This window comes from Acidovorax benzenivorans (assembly GCF_028680575.1).
Classification (GTDB): Bacteria; Pseudomonadota; Gammaproteobacteria; order Burkholderiales; family Burkholderiaceae_C; genus Acidovorax; species Acidovorax benzenivorans.
In genome coordinates this window covers 67,314-88,880 of sequence record NZ_JAPCKI010000007.1, presented here as the reverse complement: position 1 = coordinate 88,880, position 21,567 = coordinate 67,314, and the positions used below count along the sequence as shown (strand labels likewise).

Genomic DNA, 21,567 nt, shown 5'->3' with positions numbered 1-21,567 from the left:
GTGTGTAGGCTAGGCCGCCACCGCGTGGGTGGGCACCACGGGCGTGATGGCCGGGGTGGTGCGCCGGTCGGCTGTGGGCACGGCACTGCCGCGCGCCAGTTGCAGCGCGTGCTGCAGCGTGGCCTGCTCACCGATGTGGTTGGCCAGCAGCAGCACCAGGCGTGCGTTCATGGCGTGGCTCTCGGGGGTGGATAGGCCCTGGTGCGCTGCAATCAGCGCTTCGTAAAAGTCGTCGCAGGCCTGTAGGTTCGGTTGGGTGTTCAGCATGGGCGTGTTCCTTGTCGTCTTCCTGGTCAGACGGCTGCGGCCGTGGCACGGGCCAGTGCGCTGCGCACAGCCGCTTCGGTGGGCGTGCGCCAGCGTGCGCACACATGCTGGTCGGGTCGCACCAGGTACACGGTGCGCGGCAGCGCATCCAGCCGCTGGGCGGCCAGCGCCTGGTGGTCGATCACGTCGATGCCGATCTGCAGCACCTTCACGCCGGGCAGGTCATGGGCCCATGCCGGAGCCGGGCCAAACACCAGCAGCGTGAAGTCCGGCCCCAGCTCGCGCAGCAGCCAGGTGGGCTGGCCCTGCTTCGTCAAGGGGGCGTCCAGCAGCACCGCGCCGGGCACCTGCGTGCCCACAAATTTGTCGCTATCGGGTGTGTTCAGCGGCGATGTATGCAGCGTGGCAGGTACCGACAGGCGCCCGCTGTTCACGATGCGCCGCGCAAACGCATGTTCGCGCGCCAGGTGCAGCGCCGCGTCGCGGAACAGGCGGCTCACCTCGCTTTTGGGCGTGATGAAGTCGGTGGCGCGCGTGGAGTTGCACAGGTTCTCGTCGGCCGCGTATTCACGCTCGGGGCCGTAGGTGGTCACCAGCGCGGGGCTGGCGCGGCCCCGGAGCACCCAGTCCAGCTTCCAGGCCAGGTTCTCGGCATCCTGCACGCCGCTGTTGGCGCCGCGTGCGCCAAAGGGCGAGACGCCGTGGGCGCTGTCGCCCGCAAACACCACGCGGCCGTGCACGAACTGGTCCATGCGCAGGCAGGCAAAGGTGTAGACGCTGGCCCAGTCCAGCTCGAACTGCGCATCCGCACCCAGCAGCGCCTTCACGCGCGGGATGATGTTCTCGGGTTTTTTTTCTTCCTCGGGGTCGGCGTCCCAGCCCAGCTGAAAGTCGATGCGCCACACGTTGTCGGGCTGGCGGTGCAGCAGCACGCTCTGGTTGGGGTGAAAGGGCGGGTCAAACCAGAACCAGCGCTCGGTCGGAAAGTCCGCATCGCCCGCCAGCTTCACATCGGCAATCAAGAAGCGGTCCTGAAAAATGCGGCCCTTGCTCTCCCGCCCCAGCATCTGCCGCGTGGGCGAGCGTGCACCGTCGCAGGCCACCAGCCATTGCGCGTCGACCTGGTAGGCGCCCTCGGGCGTGTCGATGGTGAGCAGTGCGCCGTCCGCGCGGCTTTGCACCGCAGTGACCTTGTTGTGCCAGCGGATGTCGATGCCCGGCAACTGCAGCGCGCGCTCTACCAAGTAGGCCTCGGCGTAATACTGCTGCAGGTTGATGAAAGCAGGGCGCTCGTGGCCCTCTTCGGGCAGCAGGTTGAATTCGTACAACTGCTCGTCTTTGAGGAACACCTTGCCCAGGTTCCACGAAACGCCCTTGGCCACCATGGGCTGGCCCACGCCCAGGCGGTCCCAGATCTCCAGCGTGCGCTTGGCAAAACAGATGGCGCGCGAGCCGATGGAGAGCTTGTGGTCGTTGTCCAGCACCACCACGCGCTGCCCGCGCTGGGCCAGGTCGATGGCGAGCGACAGGCCCACGGGGCCCGCGCCGATGACCACGATGGGGTGCTGTGCGGGCGTGGCGCGGTCCTGGTCGGGCGAGCGCACGTAGCCGAAATCGAGTGCCTGCACCTCGGCGCCACTCGCGTGGAAGGCCTCCGGGGGGATGTCTCTGGGGTTCATTTTTTGTCTCCTCCAGCCTCAGTGGCTCAGCCTTCCAGCGATTTCCACATCTGCACGTCGCGCTCGGCAGTCCAGATGCGCGGGTCGGGGTACTGCGTGGCCTCGTCGTACGCGCGGGTCACGTCAAACGGCATGCAGTGGTTGAAGATCACCCAGTGGCCGTACTTCGGCTGCAGCTTCGCGAAGGTGGCCTCGTACACCTTGCGCAAGTCTTCGCCTTGCGCAGCGCTGGCCTTCACGCTGTCGTACAGGTCGCTGATGAAGGCACGTGTACCAGCGAGGCCGGCCTGCACCTGCTCGGGTGTCTGCAGCGCGGCGCCCCGGCCGGGTACCAGCTTCTCTGGCTTCAAGGCGGCCAGGTTGTCCAGCGTCTGCGGCCAGTCCTTGAAGTACGCATCGCCCGCATACGGCGTGGCGTCGAACTCCACCAGGTCGCCGCTGAACAGGATCTTTTCTTGCGGCAGCCAGGCCACCGTGTCGCCCTTGGTGTGGCCCCGGCCCAGTTGCAGGATCTGCACTTCCACGCTGCCCAGCCACAGGGTCATCTTCTTGTTGAAGGTCATGGTCGGCCAGGTCAGGCCGTCTGGCACGCTCTCCACGTTCTGGAACAGGCGCGGAAAGCGGCCGATCTCGCTGTCCTTGTCGAACTGGCCGCGCTCCACGATCAGGTCGCGCGTGTCTTCGCTGGCAATGATGTGCTGGGCGCCATAAGCGCTGGCGCCCAGCACGCGCACGGCGTGGTAGTGGGACAGCAGCACGTATTGGATGGGCTTGTCCGTCACTTCGCGGATGCGGCGGATCACGTCCTGCGCCATCACGGGCGTGGCCTGGGTGTCGATGACCATCACCGCGTCGTCGCCAATGATGATGCCTGTGTTGGGGTCGCCTTCGGCCGTGTAGGCGTAGGCGTGGTCGGAGAGCTTGTCGAAGCTCACCTTCTTCACTTCGAGATCGGCGGCGGAGGCAAAGGTTTTGACGGTGCTCATGGTGGTGATTTGTTAATGGTGAATGCGTTTATCTAAACGGAATGTGTTGATGTTAGGCAAGAAATTTGTTCATGTCTAACTCATTTGTTTAGGTGAAAACCCGAGGGGGCTGACCTTGTCGCCGGGCGTGGACAATCGGGCCCATGGCCACCACGATCCCCGACCTGCCCCCCGCCGATGACGAAGACACGCCCCGCAGCCCGCGCGGCATTCAGAGCGTGGAGGTGGGTGGCCAGCTGCTGAAGGTGCTGGCGCGCACCGGCCGACGCATGGCGCTCAAGGACCTGGCCCGCGCGGCGGACATGACGGCCGCCAAGGCCCACCCCTACCTGGTGAGCTTTGGCAAGCTGGGCCTCATTGAGCAAGACGCCGTGAGCGGCCACTACGGCCTAGGCCCCTTGGCCATGCAGCTGGGCCTGATCAGCCTGCAGCAGGTGGACCCGGTGCGCCTGGCCATTGCCGAGCTGCCCGCGTTGGCCCAGCGCATCGGCTACACCGTGTCGGCCTCGGTCTGGGGCGACAGTGGCCCCACCATCATCCGTGTGGAGGAAGGCCCCACCGCCGTGTATGTGGCCATGCGCCACGGCACCACGGCCTCGGTGCGGCACACGGCCACGGGCAAGGTGTTTGCAGCCTTCGGCCCGCACGAGCGCGCTGCGGCTGCGCTGGCGGCCGAAGGGTTTGCGGGGGCCCTGGATGAACCCGCGTTTGCGGCCGAACTGGAGGCGGTGCGCCAGCACCAGATCAGCGAAGTGACCGACCAGCTCCTGCCCGGCATCAGCGCGCTGGCCACGCCGGTGTTTGATGGGTTCGGGCAGCTGGTGCTGTGCATCGCCGTGATCGGCCCCAGCGCCACGCTGCAGACCGGGCCGGCCAGCCCGGCAGCGCAGCACCTGCGCGAGGCGGCGCGGAGTTTGTCGCAGCGCCTGGGGGCGCCGGTCAGCCCCGTGTAGGTTGTTGGGCGATCAGCCCGCTGCGCGCCCCAGCGCCTGGTCGATGTCCCACAGGATATCTTGAAGGTCTTCAATCCCCACCGACAGCCGCACCATGTCCGCGCTCACACCCGCGCGGGCCAGCTCTTCTTCGCTCAGCTGGCGGTGCGTGGTCGATGCAGGGTGGATCACCAGCGTCTTCGCGTCGCCGATGTTGGCGAGGTGGCTTAAGAATTCGCAGGCGTCGATGAACTTCTCCCCGGCGGCTGCGCCGCCCTTCACGCCAAATGTGAGGATGCCCGAGGCGCCCGGCGCCCCGTCCACCGCGCGGAACTGCTTTTGCGCCAGCTCGTAGTACGGCGAATCCGCCAGACCCGGGTAGTTGACCCACGCCACCTGCGGGTGGCTCTGCAAAAACTTCGCCACGGCCAGCGCATTGCGGCAGTGCTCGCGCATGCGCAGGTGCAGGGTTTCAGCGCCCTGCAGCAGCTGCCACGCGTTCATGGGCGAGAGCACGCCGCCGAAGGTGCGGTTGACCTCCATGCGCGCCTTCATCGTGTAGCCAAAGTCGCCAAAGGTCTCGTAGAACTTCACGCCGTGGTACGCGCGGCTGGGCTCGACCATTTCGGGGAACTTGCCGTTGTCCCAAGGAAACTTGCCCCCCTCCACCACCACGCCGCCCATGGTCGTGCCGTGCCCGCCGATGTACTTGGTGGCGCTGTGCACCACGATGTCGGCGCCCAGTGCCAACGGGTTGCACAGGTAGGGGCTGGCCACCGTGTTGTCGATGACGAGCGGCACGCCATGCGCATGCGCCACCTCGGCCACGGCGGCGATGTCGAGCACGTTGACCAGCGGGTTGCCGATGGTTTCGCCATACACGGCGCGGGTGTTGGGGCGCATGGCGCGCGCAAAGTTTGCGGGGTCGGCCGGGTCCACGAATGTGGTCTCGATGCCCAGGCGAGAGAAGCCCACGCCCAGCTGCCCCACCGTGCCGCCATACAGTGTGCTGGCTGCCACGATGTGGTCACCCGTTTTGAGGATGGCTAGCAGCGCTGCCATCTGCGCGGCCATGCCGCTGGCACAGGCCAGGGCCGCGCGGCCGTTTTCAAGGCTGGCGATGCGCTCCTCGAACACCGCCACCGTGGGGTTGCTGATGCGGCTGTAGACGTTGCCAAAGGTCTGCAAGTTGAACAGGCTGCTGGCGTGCTCCGCGTTGTCGAACACAAAGCTGGTCGTCTGGTGGATGGGCGTGGCGCGCGCGCCGGTCACCGGGTCGGGCTGGGCACCGGCGTGAATGGCGCGGGTGCCAAAGCCAAAGGCGCGGTCGGCGCCGGAGGGTGGGTTGGAAGACATGGTTTATGAATAAAAAAGGCCGTTTGCGCGCGATGGGTAAGCGGTTGAAGCTATCAAATTGCTAGTAAGGCAGCTGCCGCAAGCGCTTGGCGCTGATCACGCGCGTGTTCACGCCCATCCAGCCCAGCCCCCCAAACAGCCGCGCGTGTTCGATCTTCACGCAGCGGTTCTGGATCACCTGCAGGCCAGCCGCTTCGGCGCGCTGGCCTGCCGCTTCGTTGAACACGCCCAGCTGCAGCCACAGGCATTGGGCGCCGATGGCGATGGCCTCCTCGGCCAGCGGGGGGATGTCCTCGCTCTTGCGAAAGCAGTCCACCATGTCGATCTTCTGCCCCTGCGCCGCCAGCGCGGCGGCCGCCTCTGTCACGCTGGCGTACGCCGTCTCGCCCAGGATCTGCCCGCCCTCGCGCGCCACCAGCGGGTTGACCGGCACGATGCGGTAGCCATGCGCCTGCATGTACTTGGCCGCGAAGTAGCTGGGGCGGTGCCACTGCGGTGAAAGGCCCACCACCGCGATGGTGCGGCAGGTGGTGAGCAGGTGGCGCAGGGTGCTGATGGTGTCGGGGGTGTGGAGCATGGGGCGATGGGCTACGGAAGGCGGGTGGGGGACGGGGCTGCAGGGTCCGGCGTGTACAAGCGCTTGTGCCGCTCCACCGAGCGCCGCCACACAACGGCGGTCAGGCAGCCTGCTGCAGCCAACCCGAGCCAGGCGCACCACAGGGGGAGCTGGGCCGCCTGCGGGGCGGTCCGGATGCTGGCCATGATGGCTACTCCGATGATCGAGAGCGCCCAAAATTTGTGCTTCTGGAAGGGTTGGGGCTGCGCCAGTACGAAGTGACCGGTACCGCGCCCTGGGCCCTGTATGGTGGGACGCACTGCGATGACAAACATTGCTAGCAGCAACAGCGGGATCAGGACGGCAAACCATTTGCCCATATGTTCTTTGATCCACTGCAAAAGTGGCGTGGGAATGGTGACGTAGAGTGCCCAGGTCATGCCTATGGCGATGCCCTGAAGTCCTGATGGGAGTTGTGCGGGTTCAGGATCGCGCTTCCATTGCAGGGTCTCCTTGCACAAGGGGCACGTTGGTACATCGTATTGGGGCGTGTACCAGCGGGCGTTGCGTGGCAAGAGGCTTGTAGTCCACCGATCGAAGGAACCGCTACATGCAGGGCAGCGGTAACGCCCCTCGCCGATGGGGGTGCCTACATCCAGATGGCTGGGTGCGGACAGCTCCTGGTCGCAGGCCGTGCAGATGGCGGTCGGGTTGGCGAGCGGACGCCCACATTGTTGGCATTGCATGCCCGCATCTTAGTGGTGCCTGCCAATGCACAACAGTGCCGCCGCGCACTGCATGGAGTGTGGGCGGCGACGCAATTTCTAGCTCAGGACTTGTACTTGATGCTGCACCCGTACGGCGCCGTCGTCGCCGCCGAAATCGGCTTGCCCGCCAGTGCCTCCGCCAGCCCCACCTTCACATAGTTGGTGGCTTTCTCGATGTCTGCCGGGCGGGCCGAGGGGATGCTGTCGATGCCGCCTGCGTACACCAGCATGCCCTGCGGGTTGACGATGTACATGTGCGGTGTGGTGCGCGCGCCGTAGCTCTTGCCCACGGTGCCTTCCTCGTCCATCAGCACGGCGGTGGGGGCGGCCTTGCGCTCGGTCTTCCAGGCCGCGAGCTTGGCGGGCTCCAGGTAGTCGCTGCTGGCTTTTTCGGTGGAGTTGATGGACAGCCACACCACGCCTTTGCCGGTGGCATCTTTCTGCGTGGCGGGCATGTTGCCGCTGTCGTAGTGTTTGCGCACAAAGGGGCAGCCGGGGTTGGTCCATTCCAGCACCACGTGTTTGCCTTTGAAGTCTGACAGGCGCACGGTTTTGCCCGACGTGTCCTTGAGTGTGAAATCGGGCGCGGGCTGGCCCACGGTGGCGGCGGCCTGGGAGCCCAGGGCGACCAGGGCGGCGGTGGCGATCAACGTACGGCGAAGCAGCTTCATGGCAGGGTCTCCTGAAGGGTTGGCGGGTGGTCGAAAGCAGGGAGGGCTACAGCTGGGCGATGGTGGCGCGCACCTCGTCCACGCTGAGCACCTCGGTCAGCACTACGGGCGGTTTGCCGGGGCGGTAGAACACGTACACGGGCACGCCGCTGCGGCCCAGCGCGGCCAGGGCTGCGGTGATGGCGGGGTCGCGGCGCGTCCAGTCGGCGCGCAGCAGGGCGACGTTCTTGGCTTGCAGGTCGGCCAGCACGTCGGCGTCGGCCAGCGTCGTTTTCTTGTTGTACTGGCAGGTCACGCACCAGGCGGCGGTGAAGTCCACAAACACGGGGCGGCCCCCTGCCACGATCTGCTCGGCCGCGCCGGGCGCCCAGGGCTGCCAGCCGGTGGCTGAAGCCTGCGGAGATGGCGTGGCGGCCTGCGCGGTGGGAATGTGGGTGATGTGGGGCGCAAAGGCCCAGACCAGCAGCGCCATGGCCGCGATGGATACCGTGGCCATCCACACCCGCGCACGCCCGGCCAGCGACAGGGCCCATACCACCAGCGACAGCCCCACCAGCAGGATCAGCAGCGCACCCGCGCCGTCGATGCCGCTTTGCTGGCCCAGCACCCACACCAGCCAGACCACGGTGGCGAACATGGGGAAGGCCATGAGCTTGCGGAAGGTGTCCATCCACGCGCCGGGGCGTGGCAGCGCGCGGGCCACGGCGGGGATAAAACTCGCGGCCAGGAACGGTAGCGCCAGGCCCAGGCCCAGGGCCGCAAACACGGCCAGCGCCTGCGGGGTGGGCAGGGTGGCCGTGAGGCCCATGGAGGCGCCCATGAACGGTGCGGTACAGGGCGACGCCACGGCCACGGCCAGCACGCCGGTCAAGAAGCTGTCGGCCACTGGGTGGCGCGCCTGCAGGCTGGCGACGGAGGAGGGCAGGAAATGCCCGAACTCGAACACGCCCGCCAGGTTGAGCGCAATCAGCGTGAACAGCGCTGCCAGCGATGCCACCACGGCAGGCGACTGCAACTGAAAGCCCCAGCCAATCGCCTCGCCCGCCGCGCGCAGGCCCAGCATGAGTGCGCCGAGCAGCATGAACGACAGCACCACGCCCACCGTGTAGGCGATGCCACTGAGCCGGTGGGCGCGACGGTCTTGCGCGTGCTGGGTGAAGCCCACCACCTTGATCGCCAGCACCGGGAACACGCAGGGCATGAGGTTGAGGATGAGGCCGCCGAGCAAGGCGCCCAGCAACGCGGCAGTGAGGGTGAGGGACGAGGCGCCAGAGCCTGCAGCCGATGTAGCCGCTCCGCCCGCCTGCGCCGAGTTGGCTGCATTGGCCTTCAGCGCAGCCTCCAGCGCGGGCGACACGCTGGCCACCGATGCCGCTTGCTGCCAGGTACCCAACACCTTCAGCTCGGCGCGGTAGCCGGTGCGTGTATCGGGGCCGGTGGCGTGCGCGGTCGACTGCTCGGCCAGCACCACAGGCATCAGGCTGGGGCTGGCGCTGCGTTGGGCGGACAGGGGAATCTGCGCGGTCCACACGCTGCCGTTCCAGGCCTGCTTCCAGCTGGCGGCGTTGTCGATGACCTCGGCGGTTTCGGGGAACAGGTCCAGCGTTTTGCCGCGCAGCGCCACGGGCAGGCCCTGCACGCTGACGTTCAGCAGGTTGCCGTCCTGCGCAATCTGCGCCTGGCTGTCCGGCACGATGCCGGTGGTGCCCGCCAGCACGGGGCGGGGTTGTGCCTTGGCGGCTGCCTCAAAGGCAGCGCCGTTCAGTGCCGTGGTGCTCTGGATGGGCAACTGCAGCGTGAATTCGCCTTCTTCAGGAATGCACTCCTTGCGGCACACCAGCCACGCTGCTCGCAGCTTGATGGTGGCGTCCTTGGCCAGCGGGCCGGGGGCGAAGGTGCTGGCCACGGTGACAGGCACGGGCAGCAGCACCGTGCCTTCATAGCCATAGTTGGCCAGTGTGCCGATGGGAATCTTCTTGGGCAGGGGCCAGGCGATCTCGCCTGTGTCCAGCCCGGCGGGCAGCGTCCAGGCCAGGTCGGTGGGCAGGCCGGAGTCGCCAGGGTTCTTCCAGTAGGTGTGCCACTCGGGCTGGTGGGTGATTTGCAGGCCCAGCCACAGCGGCTGGCCGGGTGCCACACCCTGCGGCGCATGGGCCAGCAGCTCGGCGCGCACATAGGGCGTGGTGACCACGCTGGTGCCTTGTCCGCTGGTTTTTGTGCCAAATTGGGCACTGGCGCCCGTCCATAAAGCGCTGGCAGCTATAAAAAAGAGAGTGGCTGCGAGGCGGTGGAGCAGGCGTGAAGGCATGGTGCAGTGTGGGAGCGGGCGGGGCGGGTTTGGTTCCGGCGCCCTGCGCTCTGCCTGCGGGGCGATGGGGCTGGCTGGCGGGAGATTCGCCCAGAACGTCCCGCCAGCCAACCGCTTATTGTGTCGCCAGGCTCAAATCCGCACGAGGTGTCCACTTTTCAGGCTGTTTGCCCGATTTGGGGGCCGCCACAAACAGTCGTTCCAGCGGCAGCTTTTGCGACACCAGGTACGCGCGGATCGCCTGGCCGCGCTGCGTGGCCAGATCGGCGGCCATGGCCTCGGTGGCGGGTTGGTGGGCCAGCAACAGGGCTTCCATCTCGGGCACGGTGAGATCCTTGGCCAGGCCGACCAGGTTGCGCGGCTTCGGGATGTCGGCGCGGCGGTACACCTCCTTGAGCAGGGCGGGGTATTCGGCGGTCGACACGGGGGCGGTGTCGCCGGGGCTGGCGCGGCGTTTTTCGGCCAGCACCCTTTGCTGCAGGTGTTCGCGCTGCAGGCCTTCGCGTTCGTCCTGCAGGCTGGCCATGCCGGTCACGGTGATCTTGAGTGCGGGGCGGTCGGTCAGGGCCTTGACCACCTTGCCCAGGTTCTGCTGCGCCTCGGGCGTGAGCGTGGCGCTGCCGGGGGCAAAGGGCACATGGCTCATTTCGTCGCCGCCGCCAAAGGCGCTGGCCAGCAGGCTGAAGGGCGAGGTCAGCGCCTTGCCGATGAGGTTGACGATGATCTTGAAGATCACCGGGCCAATGCGGAACTGCGGGTCGTTGAGCGAGCCGCTGATGGGCAGGTCCAGGTCGATCACGCCCTGGCGGTCTGCCAGCAGGGCCACGGCCAGCTTCACGGGCAGGCTGTTGGGGGCGCCCTCCACGGGCTCGCCAAACGTCAGCTGGTTGAGCACCAGCCGGTTGCTGGCGGTGAGTTGGCCGTTGGGCAGCACCTTGTAGTTCACGTCCACGCTGAGCTTGCCGCGCTCGATGCCGTGGCCCGCGTATTTGACGGAATAGGGCGTGAGCGGGGGCAGCTCCAGGTCGCGCACCTTGCCCATGATGTCGAGCGCCAGGGGCTTGGCCAGGGGGTTGAGCTTGCCGGTGACTTCGAGCGACGCCGAACCCTCGGCGCGGCCGCGCAGCTCCAGGTCGGCCAGCACGGGCTCGCCACCCGAGGCTTCGGACGAGAACGCGCTGAGCTTGCCGGTCAGCTCCGACAGGTCGGCCGAGTAGTTGGGCTTGATGAAAAAGTCCGAAAACAGCACCTTGCCGTTGACCAGGCTCACGGGGCCAAAGACCACCACAGGGGCCAGCGGGTCGGCCTGGGCCACCGCAGCAGGGGCAGGTGCGGTGGGCGTTGCCGATGCGGCTGAGGCGGGGGCTGATGTCGTGGGGGCGGCCGTGCTGGCCGCAGCGCTGGCCGCATTGGCCGCCCGTGCCTCGGCCGGGGTCTTGGCAATGTCGCTCAGGTTGATGCGGCCGGCCTCGTTGATGGTGACCCGGGCAAAAAAGTCCACCAGGCTGGTCTCCTTGACCTCCACGCGCGGCGCGGTGCCGGGGGCGGTGGCCACGGCCAGGCCGCGCAGGTTCAGGCTCTTCCAGGCCAGCAGTTCCTCGCCCACCTGGGCCTCGGTCTTGGGGGTGAAGGCGGCCGTGCTGTTGGCCTGCAGGTCTTCCACCACCACATCGCCGCTCAGGCGCAGGCTGGTGCCCTTGTCGGTCTGCGCCAGGGCCACCTGGCCCCGGTAGCCCACATTCGCGCGCAGCAGCTCTACCGACAGCTGGCTGGCCAGGTAGCCGTCCAGCGCGTGCAGCGGTAGGCGGGTGGCGTCGAGCTTGCCCTGGGTGGCCAGCGGTTGCAGGGCCAGCGTGCCCTGGTAGTCGAGCTTGCCCGGCGCGGCCTTGCTGCCCTTGCCCGGTGCGGCGGCGCGGGCGGTGAGCGTGAAGGCTTCGGGCTTGCTGCCGTCGCTGGCGAGGTTGCGGGCGGTGATGCCCAGGGCCGTCACGTCCAGCGCCACGGGGCGCGGCTGGGCGTTGTCGGCCAGCGAGACGGTGCCGCCTTGCAGCGAGAAATCGGCCACGCGCAGCTTCCACGGCGCGGTGTCGCTGGCGGGCGCGGCGTCGGCCGGGGCTGCGGCGCTGCCTTGCGCAGTGGGCGCCGCTTTCAGCCAGCGCTCGAACATCCAGCGCCCGTCCGCACCCCGTTCCACCGCCACTTGCGGCTGGCTGATGGTCAGGCGCTCCAGCGTAGCGGTGCGCGCGTCCAGGGGCACTTCGGCGCCCGCAATGTCGAGCTTGCCCAGGCTGGCCAATGTGGTCTTGCCCTGTTTGACGGCCAGCTGCTCCAGCGCCAAGGGGCCCGCCTTGATCGTGACACCCGTGGCGCCGACCCGTGCGGCTTGGGGTGTGGGGGCTTGCCACAACACGCCCACATCGCCGGTGAGCTGGCCAGTCACCGTGGGCTCCAGCGCCTGGGCCAGGTAGGGCGCCGCCAGCTGCAGCGCCAGCGAGTTCAAGGTGGCGTTGACCTGGGCCTTCTGGTCGGTGGCTTCGCCGGTAAAGCTGAGGGTGCTGCCTGGCAGTTGGAGCCCGCCCTTGAAAGTAAAGGGCTTTGCAAAGGGCAGGGCCAGGTCGGCCGCGTCCAGCGTGACCTCGGTGGCCTGCAGGGCTGCGGCGGGGCGCGTGGTCTGGTCGGCCCAGCGCAAGGTGCCGCCGCGCACGGCAGCGGTGGCGACTTCCACCACCCAGGCGGGGGCGGTCTTGGCATTGGATTTGCTGGAAGACGCGGGTTCAGCAGATGCGGGCGCTGCAGGTTCAGTGGTCTTGCCCTTGGTCGCGGAGGGCTGTGGGGCGGGCGGCGCCAGTTGCGCCAGGTTGATCTGGCCTGCCGCGTCACGCGTGGCAGTCACCACGGGCGCGGTCAGCTCAATATGCTGCAGGCGCACCACCTGGTCCAGCGGGCGCACATCGGCCATGTCGATCTTCAGGCGCTCGTAGCTCAGCAGGTCGGCGCCCTGGCGGTCTGCGATGCGTACACCGCTGGCTTGTACGGTGCCGGTGAGCTTCACGGCCATGCGCGGGTGTTGCTCAAAGGCCACTTTCACGTCCGCATCCAGCGTGGCGCCCAACACCTTGATGGGCAGGGTGGCTGGCAGATAGGCCAGGTAGGGCGCGAGGTTCAGCCCGTCCAGCCGAATCTGCGCGTCGGCCTGGCCGGTCTGCGCAAACGGCGTGCCCTGGGCGGACGAGTCAAACCGGCTGCCATCCAGCGTGAACGCCAGGTGGGGCTCGACCTTTACCTCGCGCTGCGAGGGCAAGGTGCTGATGAACGGCACTTGCAGCGTCAGCGCACGCACCTCGTGGGTCTCGCTGACGGTGTTGTCGACGAAGTCGATGCTGCCACCCGTGAGCGCCAGGTTGTACAGCGCCAGGCGTGCGGGGCCTTTGTCGGGCTCGGGTTCGCTCTTGGGCGCAGTGACCTTGGCGATGATGTCGTCCACGTCATACCGGCCATCGCCCAGGTGCGTGATGCGCAGCACCGGGTTTTCGATGGTGAAAGCGTCCACCACGGGCGCCAGACGCAGCAGCGATTGCAGCTCGCCATCGGCATAAATGCGGCCAATGGTCAGTTGCGGGGGCGCACCGTTGGCGCCCGCCACAGCCACATCGCGCAGTGCGAATTCCAGGCTCCAGGGCTGGAAGTCGATACCCCCCACCGTGACCTGGCGCCCCAGTTGCTCGGACGCGATGCGCTCCAGCGGGCCCTTGACCAGCGGTGGAAGGGCCAGCCAGGTGACCAGCCACAACACGATCAAGCCCCCCAGCGCGCGGACGGCGGGGCGGAACCAGCGGTGCTGGCGCAGAGTGGCAAAAGAGACGGAGCGCAGGGAGATCGGCATGGCGGCAGGCTAGGGTAGGCGCCGCGACCCTAGAAGGGACTGGTGAAAAACCAGAGGGGTCGCGCGCGAGCCGCCTATTGTCCCCGTTGTGCGTCAGCCGAGGTAAGCCATTGCAACAGGTGGGAGGAGGCGGTTCAAGATTGTTGACAGTGAGTTGCGGCAGCTTTTCGCTGCGCTCACTGGGCGAAGCCCAGCACCACCCTGCGGGTGGTAGTTGATGGCAAGGGCTTTTGGTGCGGCCTCACTTGCACTGTGTGCAAATGATTCCGCCCCAAAGAAAAGCGCTCTTCGCTTCGCTCACTGGGCAAAGCCCAGCACCACCCTGCGGGTGGTGGCGCTTTTTTTCTCAATCTTGGTCACCACGATGGCGCCGATCTCTGCCGTATTGGCCACATGCGTGCCGCCACAGGGCTGCAGGTCGATCAGCGGTGCGTCGTTGTCGCCCCCGATGCGGATGGTGCGGATGCGCCCGGTGCCGCGTGGGGGTTGCACGCTCATGCTTTTGACCAGGGTGGGGTTGGCGTCCAGTTCTTCATCGCTGATCGAGGCCACCGTGAGCGGGTGCGCGGCGGCCACCAGGGTGGCGATGGCGGCGGTGAGTTGCTCCTTGTCCAGCGGGTCGGTCATCGCAAAGTCCAGCCGCGCGTAGTCGGGCGTGATGGAGCAGCCGTTGACCAGCTGCGGCACCACATGGCACAGCAGGTGGCTGGTGGTGTGCAGTCGCATCATGCGGTGGCGGCGGTCCCAGTCGATGCGGGCCGTGACGGCGGTGCCGGGCGTGAGCTGCGCCACGCGGTCTTCCTGCCCAGGGGCGGGGATGTGCACGATGTCGCTGGTGGGGTGGCCTTCGGCGTCCTTGCCCTTGCGGGTGTCGGCGATCGCGATGTCGGTGCCGTCCGCTAGCACCAGCACGCCGCTGTCACCGGCCTGGCCGCCACCCAGAGGGTAGAACACGGTCTGGTCCAGCACGATGCCGGCATCGGTGACGGCGGTGATGTGGGCGCTGCATTCGCGCAGGTAGGCGTCTTGGCGGAAGAGGTCTTGGGTCATGCGGTGATGGTAGCGGGATGGGCGGCAGCGCGTGGCGGTGGGGCGGGCGCTATGCTGGGCTGCAGGGGTTTCTGCCACCCCATCCCGCACCACGCCACCTTCGGGTTTTCATGAACATGCCCTTGCCTTCATCGCCGCAGTCGTCTTCTTCGGCCCCGCTCTCGCGCATGGCGGTGTGGGTCTCGCGCACGCTGGACGTGCTGCTGCTGGGGCTGTGCGTGGCATTGGGGGCACTGTCCTACTACACCTTCACGCTGTACTGCGAGAGCTTTGGCTGTCTGGGCGTGGGGCTGTTGTGGATGCTGTGGGCCGGGCTGGCAGCGGTGAGTTGGGTGGTGGCGCTGGTGCTGCGCGCCTGGCAGCGCCGCCGTGGCCTGGGCCGCAGGGCCAGCGGGCTGGCGTCCGCCGCGCTGCTGCTGATGGGCGCGGGGCACCTGCTGTACTGGCTGGGCAAGATGGTGCTGAAGTGACGCGCCCCTGAACAGGCCCTAACATCGCGGCATGACCGCTGCCGCCGCGCCCCAACTAGCCCCACTCTCCTTGCCCTCGCGTTTCTGGGCTGACCTGTCCACCCGCGACTTTGCCGCGCTGCAGCACAGCGGCCAGGCCGATCAGGTGGTGGCCGTGTTGCCTGTGGCGGCCGTCGAGCAGCATGGCCCGCACCTGCCGCTGTCGGTCGATGCCACGCTGCTGCAGGGCGTGATCGATGCCGCGCTGCCGCAGTTGCCCGCCGACCTGCCGGTGCTGTTCTTGCCGCCGCAGAACGTGGGCCTGAGCCCGGAGCACATCCGCTTTCCCGGCACGCTCACGCTGTCTCCCGCCACGGTGATCGCGCTGTGGACCGAGATCGGCGAGTGCGTGGCCCGCGCGGGCGTCAAGAAGCTACTGCTGTTCAACGGCCACGGCGGCCAGGTGAGCGTGATGGACATCGTGGCGCGTGAGCTGCGCACGCGCTGCGGCCTCATCGTCTACAGCGCCAGCTGGTTCAGCCTGCCGCTGCCCGACGCGGTGGCCGGTCAGTTCAGCGCCCAGGAGCATCGTTTTGGCATCCACGCGGGCGAGATCGAGACGTCGATGATGCTGCACCTGGCGCCTGCCACCGTACACATGGAGCATGCGCAAAACTTCCGCTCCACGTCGCAGGACCGGTCGGAGCGCTACGCCATCCTGGGCAACGGCAAAAGTGCCAAGCTGGGCTGGCAGATGCAGGACTACCACCCGGCCGGGGCGGTGGGCGATGCGGCTGCCGCCACTGCCGACAAGGGGCGGGCGGTGGTGGACGCTGCAGCGCAGCAACTGGTAGCGCTGCTGCAAGAACTGCAGGCGTTGCCGCTGTCTACCCTGGCGGATGGGCCCCAATTGCGTTGAGCTAAATTGCTATATTTTTAATAGCTGTCGGCGCATAGTCCACTGGCGCAAGCGGCCTAAAAGACTAAAAAACTGAAATATCGGCGCTCAGGCGTGTGTCACCCACTGCGCATGCTCCAACTCGTTCAGGTGCGGCAGTGTGTTGAAGGTCTGCAGCATCAAGCGCTTGGGCGAGATGGAGAACTCCGTCACCGCACTGTTGCGGATGCGCATGTTCAGCGCAATCGTCACCTCGGGCGCGGTGCCTAGCACCTCGCCCACGGCGGTGGAGATGGGGCCGCCGCTGCTCACCAGCAGCACGTTCTGGCCTGCGTGGTGGTGGCGCACGTGGTCCAGCGCGCTGCGCACGCCAGCCGAAAACTCGTTCCAGCTGGGCATGCCCTGGGGGCTGATGACGCCCGCCATCCACTGCGCCAGCGCGTCGCACAGGATGCGAAAGTGCGCGCGGTAGCGCTCGGGCGTGTCGGCCGGGCCGAGGGGCTGGGGGTGGATGGCGGCGATCAGCGCGTGGCTGTCGTATTCGTTGAGGCCTGGCAATTGCAGCGCCTCGGGCGTGGTCTGCAAGCCTTCGGCAATGCCTTCCAGCGTTTGTGTGTGGCGGCGCAGCGTGCCGGTGATGACGGCGTCAAACCCCAACCCGCGTTGGCGCCAGTGTTCGCCCAGGCGCACCGCCTGCTGGCGGCCCAGGGGGCTGAGCTGGTCGTAGTCTGCTGCGCCAAACGAGGCCTGGCCGTGGCGCACGAGGTAGAGGGTTCCCATGCGGCGGATTGTGAGCAGAATCCGCCGCAGGCGCTTGTCGCAAAAGCGACCGATGCTATTAAATGTGTAGCTTTTTCGGCCGAGGCTGCAAGGGCTTCAGCCCGCCAGAACGCGGCTGAATACGGGCGCGTCCACGTTGCCGCCCGTCAACGCCAGGCCCACGTTCAAGCCTTGGAGTCGGTCGCGCTCCTGTAGTGCCGCAGCCAACGCCGCAGCACCCGCGCCCTCGGCCACGTTGTGCGTGTCGGTGAACAAGGCGTGCATGGCGGCGGCCACTTCGGCGTCGCTCACCTGCACGATGTGGTCGATGTGCGGGGCCAGCACGGCCAGGGCTTCGGGGTCGGCCACGCGGCAGGCCATGCCGTCGGCGAGCTGGGTGGTGACGGGCGCCTCGACCACGTGGCCTGCGGCCAGCGAGTCGGCGTAGGTGGTGGCGTGGCTGCTGACCACGCCCACCACGCGCACGGGGTGCTGCAGTGCCAACTTGGCGGCGATGGCCGAGCATGCGCCTGAGCCCTGGCCGATGGGCACGTACACCACGTCGAGCTGCGGCACGGCGCGCAGGAACTCCCACCAGTAGGTGCTCACGCCGCGCAGCAGGTCGGTGTGGAAACTGGGCACCATGTGGGCGCCGCGCTGGGCTGCGAGCTGGATCGCGTGTTCGCGCGCTTCCTGGAAGTCATCGCCGTGCTCGATGAGTGTGACGCCCAGCGCGCGCATGGCGGCGTTTTTCTCCAGCGAGTTGCCGCGCGGCACGACGATGGTGCACGCCACGCCGTGGCGCCGCGCGGCCCAGCCCATGCTTTGGCCGTGGTTGCCGCGTGTGGCGCTGATGACCTCCTTGGGCAGCGCGCCGCGTTGGGCGAGCTGGTCAAAGTAGGTGAGGCCGCCACGGATCTTGAACGCGCCCACGGGCGTGTGGTTCTCGTGCTTGAGCCAGCAGTCAGTGCCCAGACGCTGGCTGAGCAGTGCCCAGCGGTACTGGGGTGTGGCGGCGAAGTCGCGGTACACCACCTGGGCGGCGGCTTCGATGTCGGCCAGGGTGGGCAGCAGGGCGGTGGGGTCGAGGCGGGCGTTCATGCGGTGGCTTTCTTTTCGGTGAGGAGGCGCAGGGCGAGCAGGCCCAGCACGGTGCCCATGAAGTAGCGCTGGGCGCGCATCCATGCAGCGTTGCGGTTGAGGAACAGCGCCACGCGGGCGGCGCCCAGCACCAGCAGCGCGTTCACGGCGGCGCTGGTGCTGATCTGCACTGCGCCCAGCGTCAGGCTTTGTTGCAGCAACTGGCCGCGTTCGGGGTGCAGGAATTGCGGGAAGAACGACAGGTAGAACATGGCCACCTTGGGGTTCAAGAGATTGGTCATGAACCCCATGAGGAACAACGTGCGCGGGCTGTCGTGCGGCAGGTTGCGCGCTTCAAACGGCGCGGCGCCACCGGGCTTAACAGCCTGCCAGGCCATCCACAGCAGGTAGGCGGCACCGGCGTAGCGGATGGCATCAAACGCCAGCGGCACGGCGGCCAGCAAGGCGGTGAGGCCCAGTGCCGCTGCCAGCAGGTGCACGACAAAACCCAGCACCACGCCGGTCAGCGAAATGAGCCCGGCACGCGGCCCCTGGGTGAGGCTGCGCGAGACGCAATACACCATGTTGGGGCCGGGCGTGAGCACCAGCACGAGGGCGGCGAGCGCGAAAAGCAGCAGTTCTTGCGGCGAAAACAGCATGGTCAGGTCTCCGGGGTGAAGGATGTGATGGCCACAGGCCCGCGCGGGGTGACGAGCTGCGCAGTGAGGCGCGGTGCATCGCCGGGGGTGATGGTGACGCCGGTGCCTATCCCGATGGCTGCGCACGCCGCTTGCAATGTGGCCGCCTGCGGGTGCTGCAGCGTGAGCTGCAGCAGCTGCACGCCGCTGGCGGGCAGGCTGTCGCAAGGGTGCGCGGCGCCCCACTGGATGAGGGTGGGCAGGCAGCCGGCCATCAGGCGCAGGCCGTCGTCGCGCACGGTGATCTGCCACTGCAGCAGGCCGTTTGGCGTGGGGCGGCTGGCGGTGAGGATGGGGCCACGCTCGATGTCCAGCGCGGCCAGCGCCGCACACCGGTCGGCCACGTCGGGCACGCTGGCCACCCAATGGATGAGCTGTGGTCCGTGTTGTTCCACCTGTTGTTGCAAGGCGGCATCATCCATGTCAAACCAGCGTCTGGCGCCCGTTGGTATTGCGGGGGTAGCTCCTTTGTTGATAGCAATGATTTCCAGGTATGCACGCGGGTGGGCGGGGCTGGAGACATTGAAGATGCGGTTGTGTGTGCCCATCAGCGGGTGCTCGCCACCCGCTGTGGGCGTGATGCCCAGCGTGCGTTCGCACCAGGCCACGCCGGTTGGCAGGTCGGGCGCGAGCACCACGAGGTGGTCCACGCAGGGAAGCGGGGAGGGTGCCGTCACAGCAGCACCTCGCCCGCCATGCAGGTGACCGAGCTGCCGCCGACCCAGATGGTGTCGCCGTCCTGCTCCACAAACACCCGCCCGGCGCGCCCCAGGCAGGTGCCTTGCGCGGCCACATATTGGGCGGGGGCCAGCCCGGCGCCGATGAGCCATTGCGCCAGCGCTGCGTTGAGGCTGCCAGTCACGGGGTCTTCGGCCAGGCCGTTGTTGCCGGGGAAGAAGGCGCGCACTTCAAAGGCGATGCCTTCGGCGTCGGTGCTGCCAATGACGCCCACCTTGCCACGCGGGCCGACCACGCCCACGTCCAGCTGGCCAAGGATGCTGGCGTCAGGCTTCAGCGCCAGCACCTGTTCGGCGCTTCGCAGCATCACGCCGCGCCAGTTGGGGCCGTTGTCGCACCAGGCGTGGTGCAGGATGTCGCCGCGCGCCACGCCCAGGCCGCGTGCGATCAGCGCCACATCGTCTTCTGCCAGCGGGCCGCTTTTGATGAGGGGTGGAGCGGCAAACGCCAGGCGCTCGCCATCCTGCCGCAGCGTGACCAGGCCCACGCCACATTCCTGCATCACCTTGCCAGCCACCTGGGGCTGGCCGCCTGCCTTGAGCCACGCATGGCAGCTGCCCAGTGTGGGGTGGCCCGCAAAAGGCAGCTCGCGCCCGGGGCAGAAGATGCGGACGCGGTAGTCGGCACCTGCGGCGCGGCCTTCGGGCGTGGGGGGCAACAAGAAGGTGGCTTCGGACAGGTTGGTCCAGTTGGTGAAGTCCTGCATGGCTTCGGTGCTGAGGCCGGTGCCGTCCAGCACCACGGCCAGGGGGTTGCCACGGTAGGGCGTGGCGGTGAACACATCGACTTGCTGGAAGGGGCGTTGGTGCATGGTGGTCAGGTCCTTGGTATCAAACGAGCAGTGAAGCGGGGTGGGCCGGGCACGCCGGGGGCTCACCGGGGGGGCGGTGGGGATGACTTCGTGGTGGCTCAGCCCTCGCCGTGCGAGGGGCCGAGGGGGAAATCAGCCGCTGGGGCGCGGGGCGGGGCGGCGCTGGCTCATAGCAGCACCGTGCCTTCGATGCAGGTGACCGCACGGCCACCCACCCAGAGCTGGTGGTGGTCGTCCTGGCGGATGTGCACGCGGCCTGCGCGGCCCAGGCATTCGCCCTGGGCCACCAGGTAGCTGCGGGGGGCCAGGCCATCGGCGATCAGCCATTCGGCCAGGCTGGCGTTGAGGGTGCCCGTCACCGGGTCTTCGGGGTTGCCCATGGGGGCGGCAAAGGCGCGCACCACCGCGCCGGGCTGGGCGGCGTTGCTGGCGGCGGGGCTCACATGGATCACGCCCACATCCTGGCCCAGGTCCTTCAGGCGGGCGTGGTCCGGGTGCAGGCCCAGCACCGTGTCAGCGCTGTCGAGCAGCAGGCCCAGCCACACGGGGCCGTTGTCCAGCATCTGCGCGCCCAAAATTTGCTGCGGGCGCAGGCCCAGGGCGCTCGCAATCAGCGGCACCAGCGCGGGGCTGGGGGCGCTGCGCTTGAGCGGGGGCGCCGCAAACGCCAGAGTGTCACCGCTCAGTGCAATGCGCACCAGGCCCAGTGCGCATTCCTGGATCACCATGCCGTCTTGCCGCGGGCTGTGGCCCATCTGCAGCCAGGCATGGCAGGTGCCCAGCGTGGGGTGGCCCGCAAAAGGCAGCTCGCCGTTGGGGCTGAAGATGCGCAAGCGGTAGTCAGCCCCGGCCGCGCGCCCTGCGTCGGTGGGCGGCAGCAGAAAAGTGGTCTCCGACAGGTTCGTCCAGGCCGCAAAGCGGCGCATGTCGCTGTCGCTCAGGCCGTCGGCGTCCAGCACCACGGCCACGGGGTTGCCGTAGCCGGGGCGGTCGCTGAAGACATCGATCTGCTTGAAAGGGCGCTGGTGCATGGTGGCCTGCGGTCAGGAGAGGGATTGGTCCAGGACCCCGCGTGCGCCGGGTCGGGTGCTGACCGTGTTGTACCACCGCTCCAGGTGGGGGTGTGCGGCGCGATCTTGCGGCAAGCCCCACCAGCGGTGGATCTCGCAGCCCACCGGGATGTCGGCCATGGTGAAGCGCTCGCCCGCCATGAAGGGCTGGTGTGCCAGGTGGGCGTCCAGCATGGCCAGCAGGGGCTCCGTGGTCGCCACCGATGCGGCAATCAGTGCCTCGCTGCGCTGTGCCGCTGGCGTCCGTATCCACTGGATGAAGGCATCGCGCCCGGCCGGGTTCAGCGTGGTCTGCTGCCAGTCCATCCACTGTTCGGCCACAAAACGCGAGCGCAGGTCCTCGGGGTACAGGTTGCCCAGCGAATGCCGGGCGCACAGGTAGCGCACGATGGGGTTGGACTCCCACAGCGTTACGCCCGTGTCCTCGTCCTCGATCAGCGGCACCAGGCCGTTGGGGTTGAGGCCCAGAAAGCGCGCCTCGCGCACGATGCCGTACTGGCCGCCCGCGTCGGTGCGCTGCACCGATGGGAGGCCGAGCTCCTGCACGGCCCACACCACCTTGCGCACGTTGATGGACGACAGGCGACCCCAGAGCCTCAGCATGGTGAA

At 67.9% G+C, this 21,567-nt stretch carries 19 protein-coding genes; 3 read left to right on the top strand and 16 right to left on the bottom strand.

Annotation, left to right across the window (positions count from 1 at the left end):
• Positions 1-9: 9 nt before the first annotated feature.
• Genes OIN59_RS14145 through OIN59_RS14135 form a run of 3 tightly spaced genes read right to left on the bottom strand, consistent with a single transcriptional unit; the run spans position 10 to position 2,932 of the window.
• Positions 10-267, bottom strand: a complete 258-nt coding sequence (locus OIN59_RS14145; RefSeq protein ID WP_274111369.1) for a DUF2783 domain-containing protein — start codon at positions 265-267, stop codon at positions 10-12.
• A 26-nt stretch (positions 268-293) separates the two neighbouring features.
• Positions 294-1,946: an FAD-dependent oxidoreductase gene (locus OIN59_RS14140; protein WP_274111367.1), complete on the bottom strand. Its 1,653-nt coding sequence runs from the start codon at positions 1,944-1,946 to the stop codon at positions 294-296.
• 26 nt (positions 1,947-1,972) lie between these two features.
• Positions 1,973-2,932 carry an MBL fold metallo-hydrolase gene (locus tag OIN59_RS14135; RefSeq protein ID WP_274111365.1) on the bottom strand — a complete coding sequence of 320 codons (960 nt, stop codon included), beginning with the start codon at positions 2,930-2,932 and terminating at the stop codon, positions 1,973-1,975.
• 143 nt (positions 2,933-3,075) lie between these two features.
• Between OIN59_RS14135 and OIN59_RS14130 the strand changes: the two genes are divergently transcribed.
• Entirely contained in the window at positions 3,076-3,885 is an 810-nt protein-coding gene (locus OIN59_RS14130; RefSeq protein WP_274111363.1) for an IclR family transcriptional regulator, read from the top strand.
• A gap of 12 nt (positions 3,886-3,897) precedes the next feature.
• Here the strand turns inward: OIN59_RS14130 and OIN59_RS14125 are convergent, their stop codons facing one another.
• The 6 genes from OIN59_RS14125 to OIN59_RS14100 all read right to left on the bottom strand — a co-directional run bounded on the left by OIN59_RS14125 (position 3,898) and on the right by OIN59_RS14100 (position 14,455).
• Positions 3,898-5,220, bottom strand: coding sequence for an O-acetylhomoserine aminocarboxypropyltransferase/cysteine synthase family protein (locus OIN59_RS14125; protein ID WP_274111361.1), 1,323 nt, complete (start codon positions 5,218-5,220; stop codon positions 3,898-3,900).
• A 61-nt stretch (positions 5,221-5,281) separates the two neighbouring features.
• Positions 5,282-5,797 (bottom strand): CoA-binding protein, encoded by a 516-nt coding sequence (locus OIN59_RS14120; RefSeq protein WP_274111359.1) that lies wholly within the window; start codon positions 5,795-5,797, stop codon positions 5,282-5,284.
• Positions 5,798-6,605: 808 nt separating this feature from the next.
• A complete protein-coding gene (locus OIN59_RS14115) occupies positions 6,606-7,214 on the bottom strand; it encodes a thioredoxin family protein (protein WP_274111357.1) in 609 nt (202 codons plus the stop codon).
• Positions 7,215-7,260: 46 nt separating this feature from the next.
• Entirely contained in the window at positions 7,261-9,522 is a 2,262-nt protein-coding gene (locus OIN59_RS14110; RefSeq protein ID WP_274111355.1) for a protein-disulfide reductase DsbD family protein, read from the bottom strand.
• Between the two features lie 115 nt (positions 9,523-9,637).
• A complete protein-coding gene (locus OIN59_RS14105) occupies positions 9,638-13,405 on the bottom strand; it encodes a DUF748 domain-containing protein (RefSeq protein WP_274111353.1) in 3,768 nt (1,255 codons plus the stop codon).
• 297 nt (positions 13,406-13,702) lie between these two features.
• On the bottom strand, positions 13,703-14,455 hold the full coding sequence (locus tag OIN59_RS14100; protein ID WP_274111351.1) for an alanyl-tRNA editing protein: 753 nt from the start codon (positions 14,453-14,455) through the stop codon (positions 13,703-13,705).
• Positions 14,456-14,565: 110 nt separating this feature from the next.
• On the opposite strand from OIN59_RS14100, the gene OIN59_RS14095 reads away from it, so the two are divergent.
• Positions 14,566-14,925, top strand: a complete 360-nt coding sequence (locus tag OIN59_RS14095) for a hypothetical protein (RefSeq protein WP_274111349.1) — start codon at positions 14,566-14,568, stop codon at positions 14,923-14,925.
• 31 nt (positions 14,926-14,956) lie between these two features.
• Positions 14,957-15,823 (top strand): creatininase family protein, encoded by an 867-nt coding sequence (locus OIN59_RS14090; RefSeq protein ID WP_274111347.1) that lies wholly within the window; start codon positions 14,957-14,959, stop codon positions 15,821-15,823.
• Between the two features lie 87 nt (positions 15,824-15,910).
• Here OIN59_RS14090 and OIN59_RS14085 read toward each other — a convergent pair whose 3' ends face one another.
• The 7 genes from OIN59_RS14085 to OIN59_RS14055 form a co-directional block, all read right to left on the bottom strand.
• Positions 15,911-16,582, bottom strand: a complete 672-nt coding sequence (locus OIN59_RS14085; protein WP_274111345.1) for a histidine phosphatase family protein — start codon at positions 16,580-16,582, stop codon at positions 15,911-15,913.
• A gap of 96 nt (positions 16,583-16,678) precedes the next feature.
• The gene (locus OIN59_RS14080; protein ID WP_274111343.1) at positions 16,679-17,662 is read right to left on the bottom strand and encodes a threonine dehydratase; all 984 of its coding nucleotides are present in this window, start codon (positions 17,660-17,662) and stop codon (positions 16,679-16,681) included.
• Positions 17,659-18,300: a LysE family translocator gene (locus OIN59_RS14075; protein WP_274111341.1), complete on the bottom strand. Its 642-nt coding sequence runs from the start codon at positions 18,298-18,300 to the stop codon at positions 17,659-17,661. Before OIN59_RS14075 ends, OIN59_RS14080 begins: the two co-directional genes overlap by 4 nt.
• A 2-nt stretch (positions 18,301-18,302) precedes the next feature.
• Positions 18,303-18,989 carry a VOC family protein gene (locus OIN59_RS14070; RefSeq protein ID WP_274111339.1) on the bottom strand — a complete coding sequence of 229 codons (687 nt, stop codon included), beginning with the start codon at positions 18,987-18,989 and terminating at the stop codon, positions 18,303-18,305.
• Positions 18,990-19,012: 23 nt separating this feature from the next.
• The gene (locus OIN59_RS14065) at positions 19,013-19,888 is read right to left on the bottom strand and encodes a PhzF family phenazine biosynthesis protein (protein WP_274111337.1); all 876 of its coding nucleotides are present in this window, start codon (positions 19,886-19,888) and stop codon (positions 19,013-19,015) included.
• Between the two features lie 167 nt (positions 19,889-20,055).
• Positions 20,056-20,919, bottom strand: a complete 864-nt coding sequence (locus OIN59_RS14060) for a PhzF family phenazine biosynthesis protein (protein WP_274111335.1) — start codon at positions 20,917-20,919, stop codon at positions 20,056-20,058.
• Between the two features lie 12 nt (positions 20,920-20,931).
• A complete protein-coding gene (locus OIN59_RS14055; RefSeq protein WP_274111333.1) occupies positions 20,932-21,561 on the bottom strand; it encodes a glutathione S-transferase in 630 nt (209 codons plus the stop codon).
• Between the last annotated feature and the right edge of the window lie 6 nt (positions 21,562-21,567).

Coding starts and splice junctions, on each gene's coding strand:
- OIN59_RS14075 (WP_274111341.1), bottom strand. CDS start 18,300: ATGCTGTTTTCGCCGCAAGAACTGCTGCTTTTCGCGCTCGCCGCCCTC.
- OIN59_RS14105 (WP_274111353.1), bottom strand. CDS start 13,405: ATGCCGATCTCCCTGCGCTCCGTCTCTTTTGCCACTCTGCGCCAGCAC.
- OIN59_RS14100 (WP_274111351.1), bottom strand. CDS start 14,455: ATGACCCAAGACCTCTTCCGCCAAGACGCCTACCTGCGCGAATGCAGC.
- OIN59_RS14055 (WP_274111333.1), bottom strand. CDS start 21,561: ATGCTGAGGCTCTGGGGTCGCCTGTCGTCCATCAACGTGCGCAAGGTG.
- OIN59_RS14060 (WP_274111335.1), bottom strand. CDS start 20,919: ATGCACCAGCGCCCTTTCAAGCAGATCGATGTCTTCAGCGACCGCCCC.
- OIN59_RS14090 (WP_274111347.1), top strand. CDS start 14,957: ATGACCGCTGCCGCCGCGCCCCAACTAGCCCCACTCTCCTTGCCCTCG.
- OIN59_RS14130 (WP_274111363.1), top strand. CDS start 3,076: ATGGCCACCACGATCCCCGACCTGCCCCCCGCCGATGACGAAGACACG.
- OIN59_RS14115 (WP_274111357.1), bottom strand. CDS start 7,214: ATGAAGCTGCTTCGCCGTACGTTGATCGCCACCGCCGCCCTGGTCGCC.
- OIN59_RS14080 (WP_274111343.1), bottom strand. CDS start 17,662: ATGAACGCCCGCCTCGACCCCACCGCCCTGCTGCCCACCCTGGCCGAC.
- OIN59_RS14145 (WP_274111369.1), bottom strand. CDS start 267: ATGCTGAACACCCAACCGAACCTACAGGCCTGCGACGACTTTTACGAA.
- OIN59_RS14125 (WP_274111361.1), bottom strand. CDS start 5,220: ATGTCTTCCAACCCACCCTCCGGCGCCGACCGCGCCTTTGGCTTTGGC.
- OIN59_RS14085 (WP_274111345.1), bottom strand. CDS start 16,582: ATGGGAACCCTCTACCTCGTGCGCCACGGCCAGGCCTCGTTTGGCGCA.
- OIN59_RS14135 (WP_274111365.1), bottom strand. CDS start 2,932: ATGAGCACCGTCAAAACCTTTGCCTCCGCCGCCGATCTCGAAGTGAAG.
- OIN59_RS14110 (WP_274111355.1), bottom strand. CDS start 9,522: ATGCCTTCACGCCTGCTCCACCGCCTCGCAGCCACTCTCTTTTTTATA.
- OIN59_RS14095 (WP_274111349.1), top strand. CDS start 14,566: ATGAACATGCCCTTGCCTTCATCGCCGCAGTCGTCTTCTTCGGCCCCG.
- OIN59_RS14065 (WP_274111337.1), bottom strand. CDS start 19,888: ATGCACCAACGCCCCTTCCAGCAAGTCGATGTGTTCACCGCCACGCCC.
- OIN59_RS14120 (WP_274111359.1), bottom strand. CDS start 5,797: ATGCTCCACACCCCCGACACCATCAGCACCCTGCGCCACCTGCTCACC.
- OIN59_RS14140 (WP_274111367.1), bottom strand. CDS start 1,946: ATGAACCCCAGAGACATCCCCCCGGAGGCCTTCCACGCGAGTGGCGCC.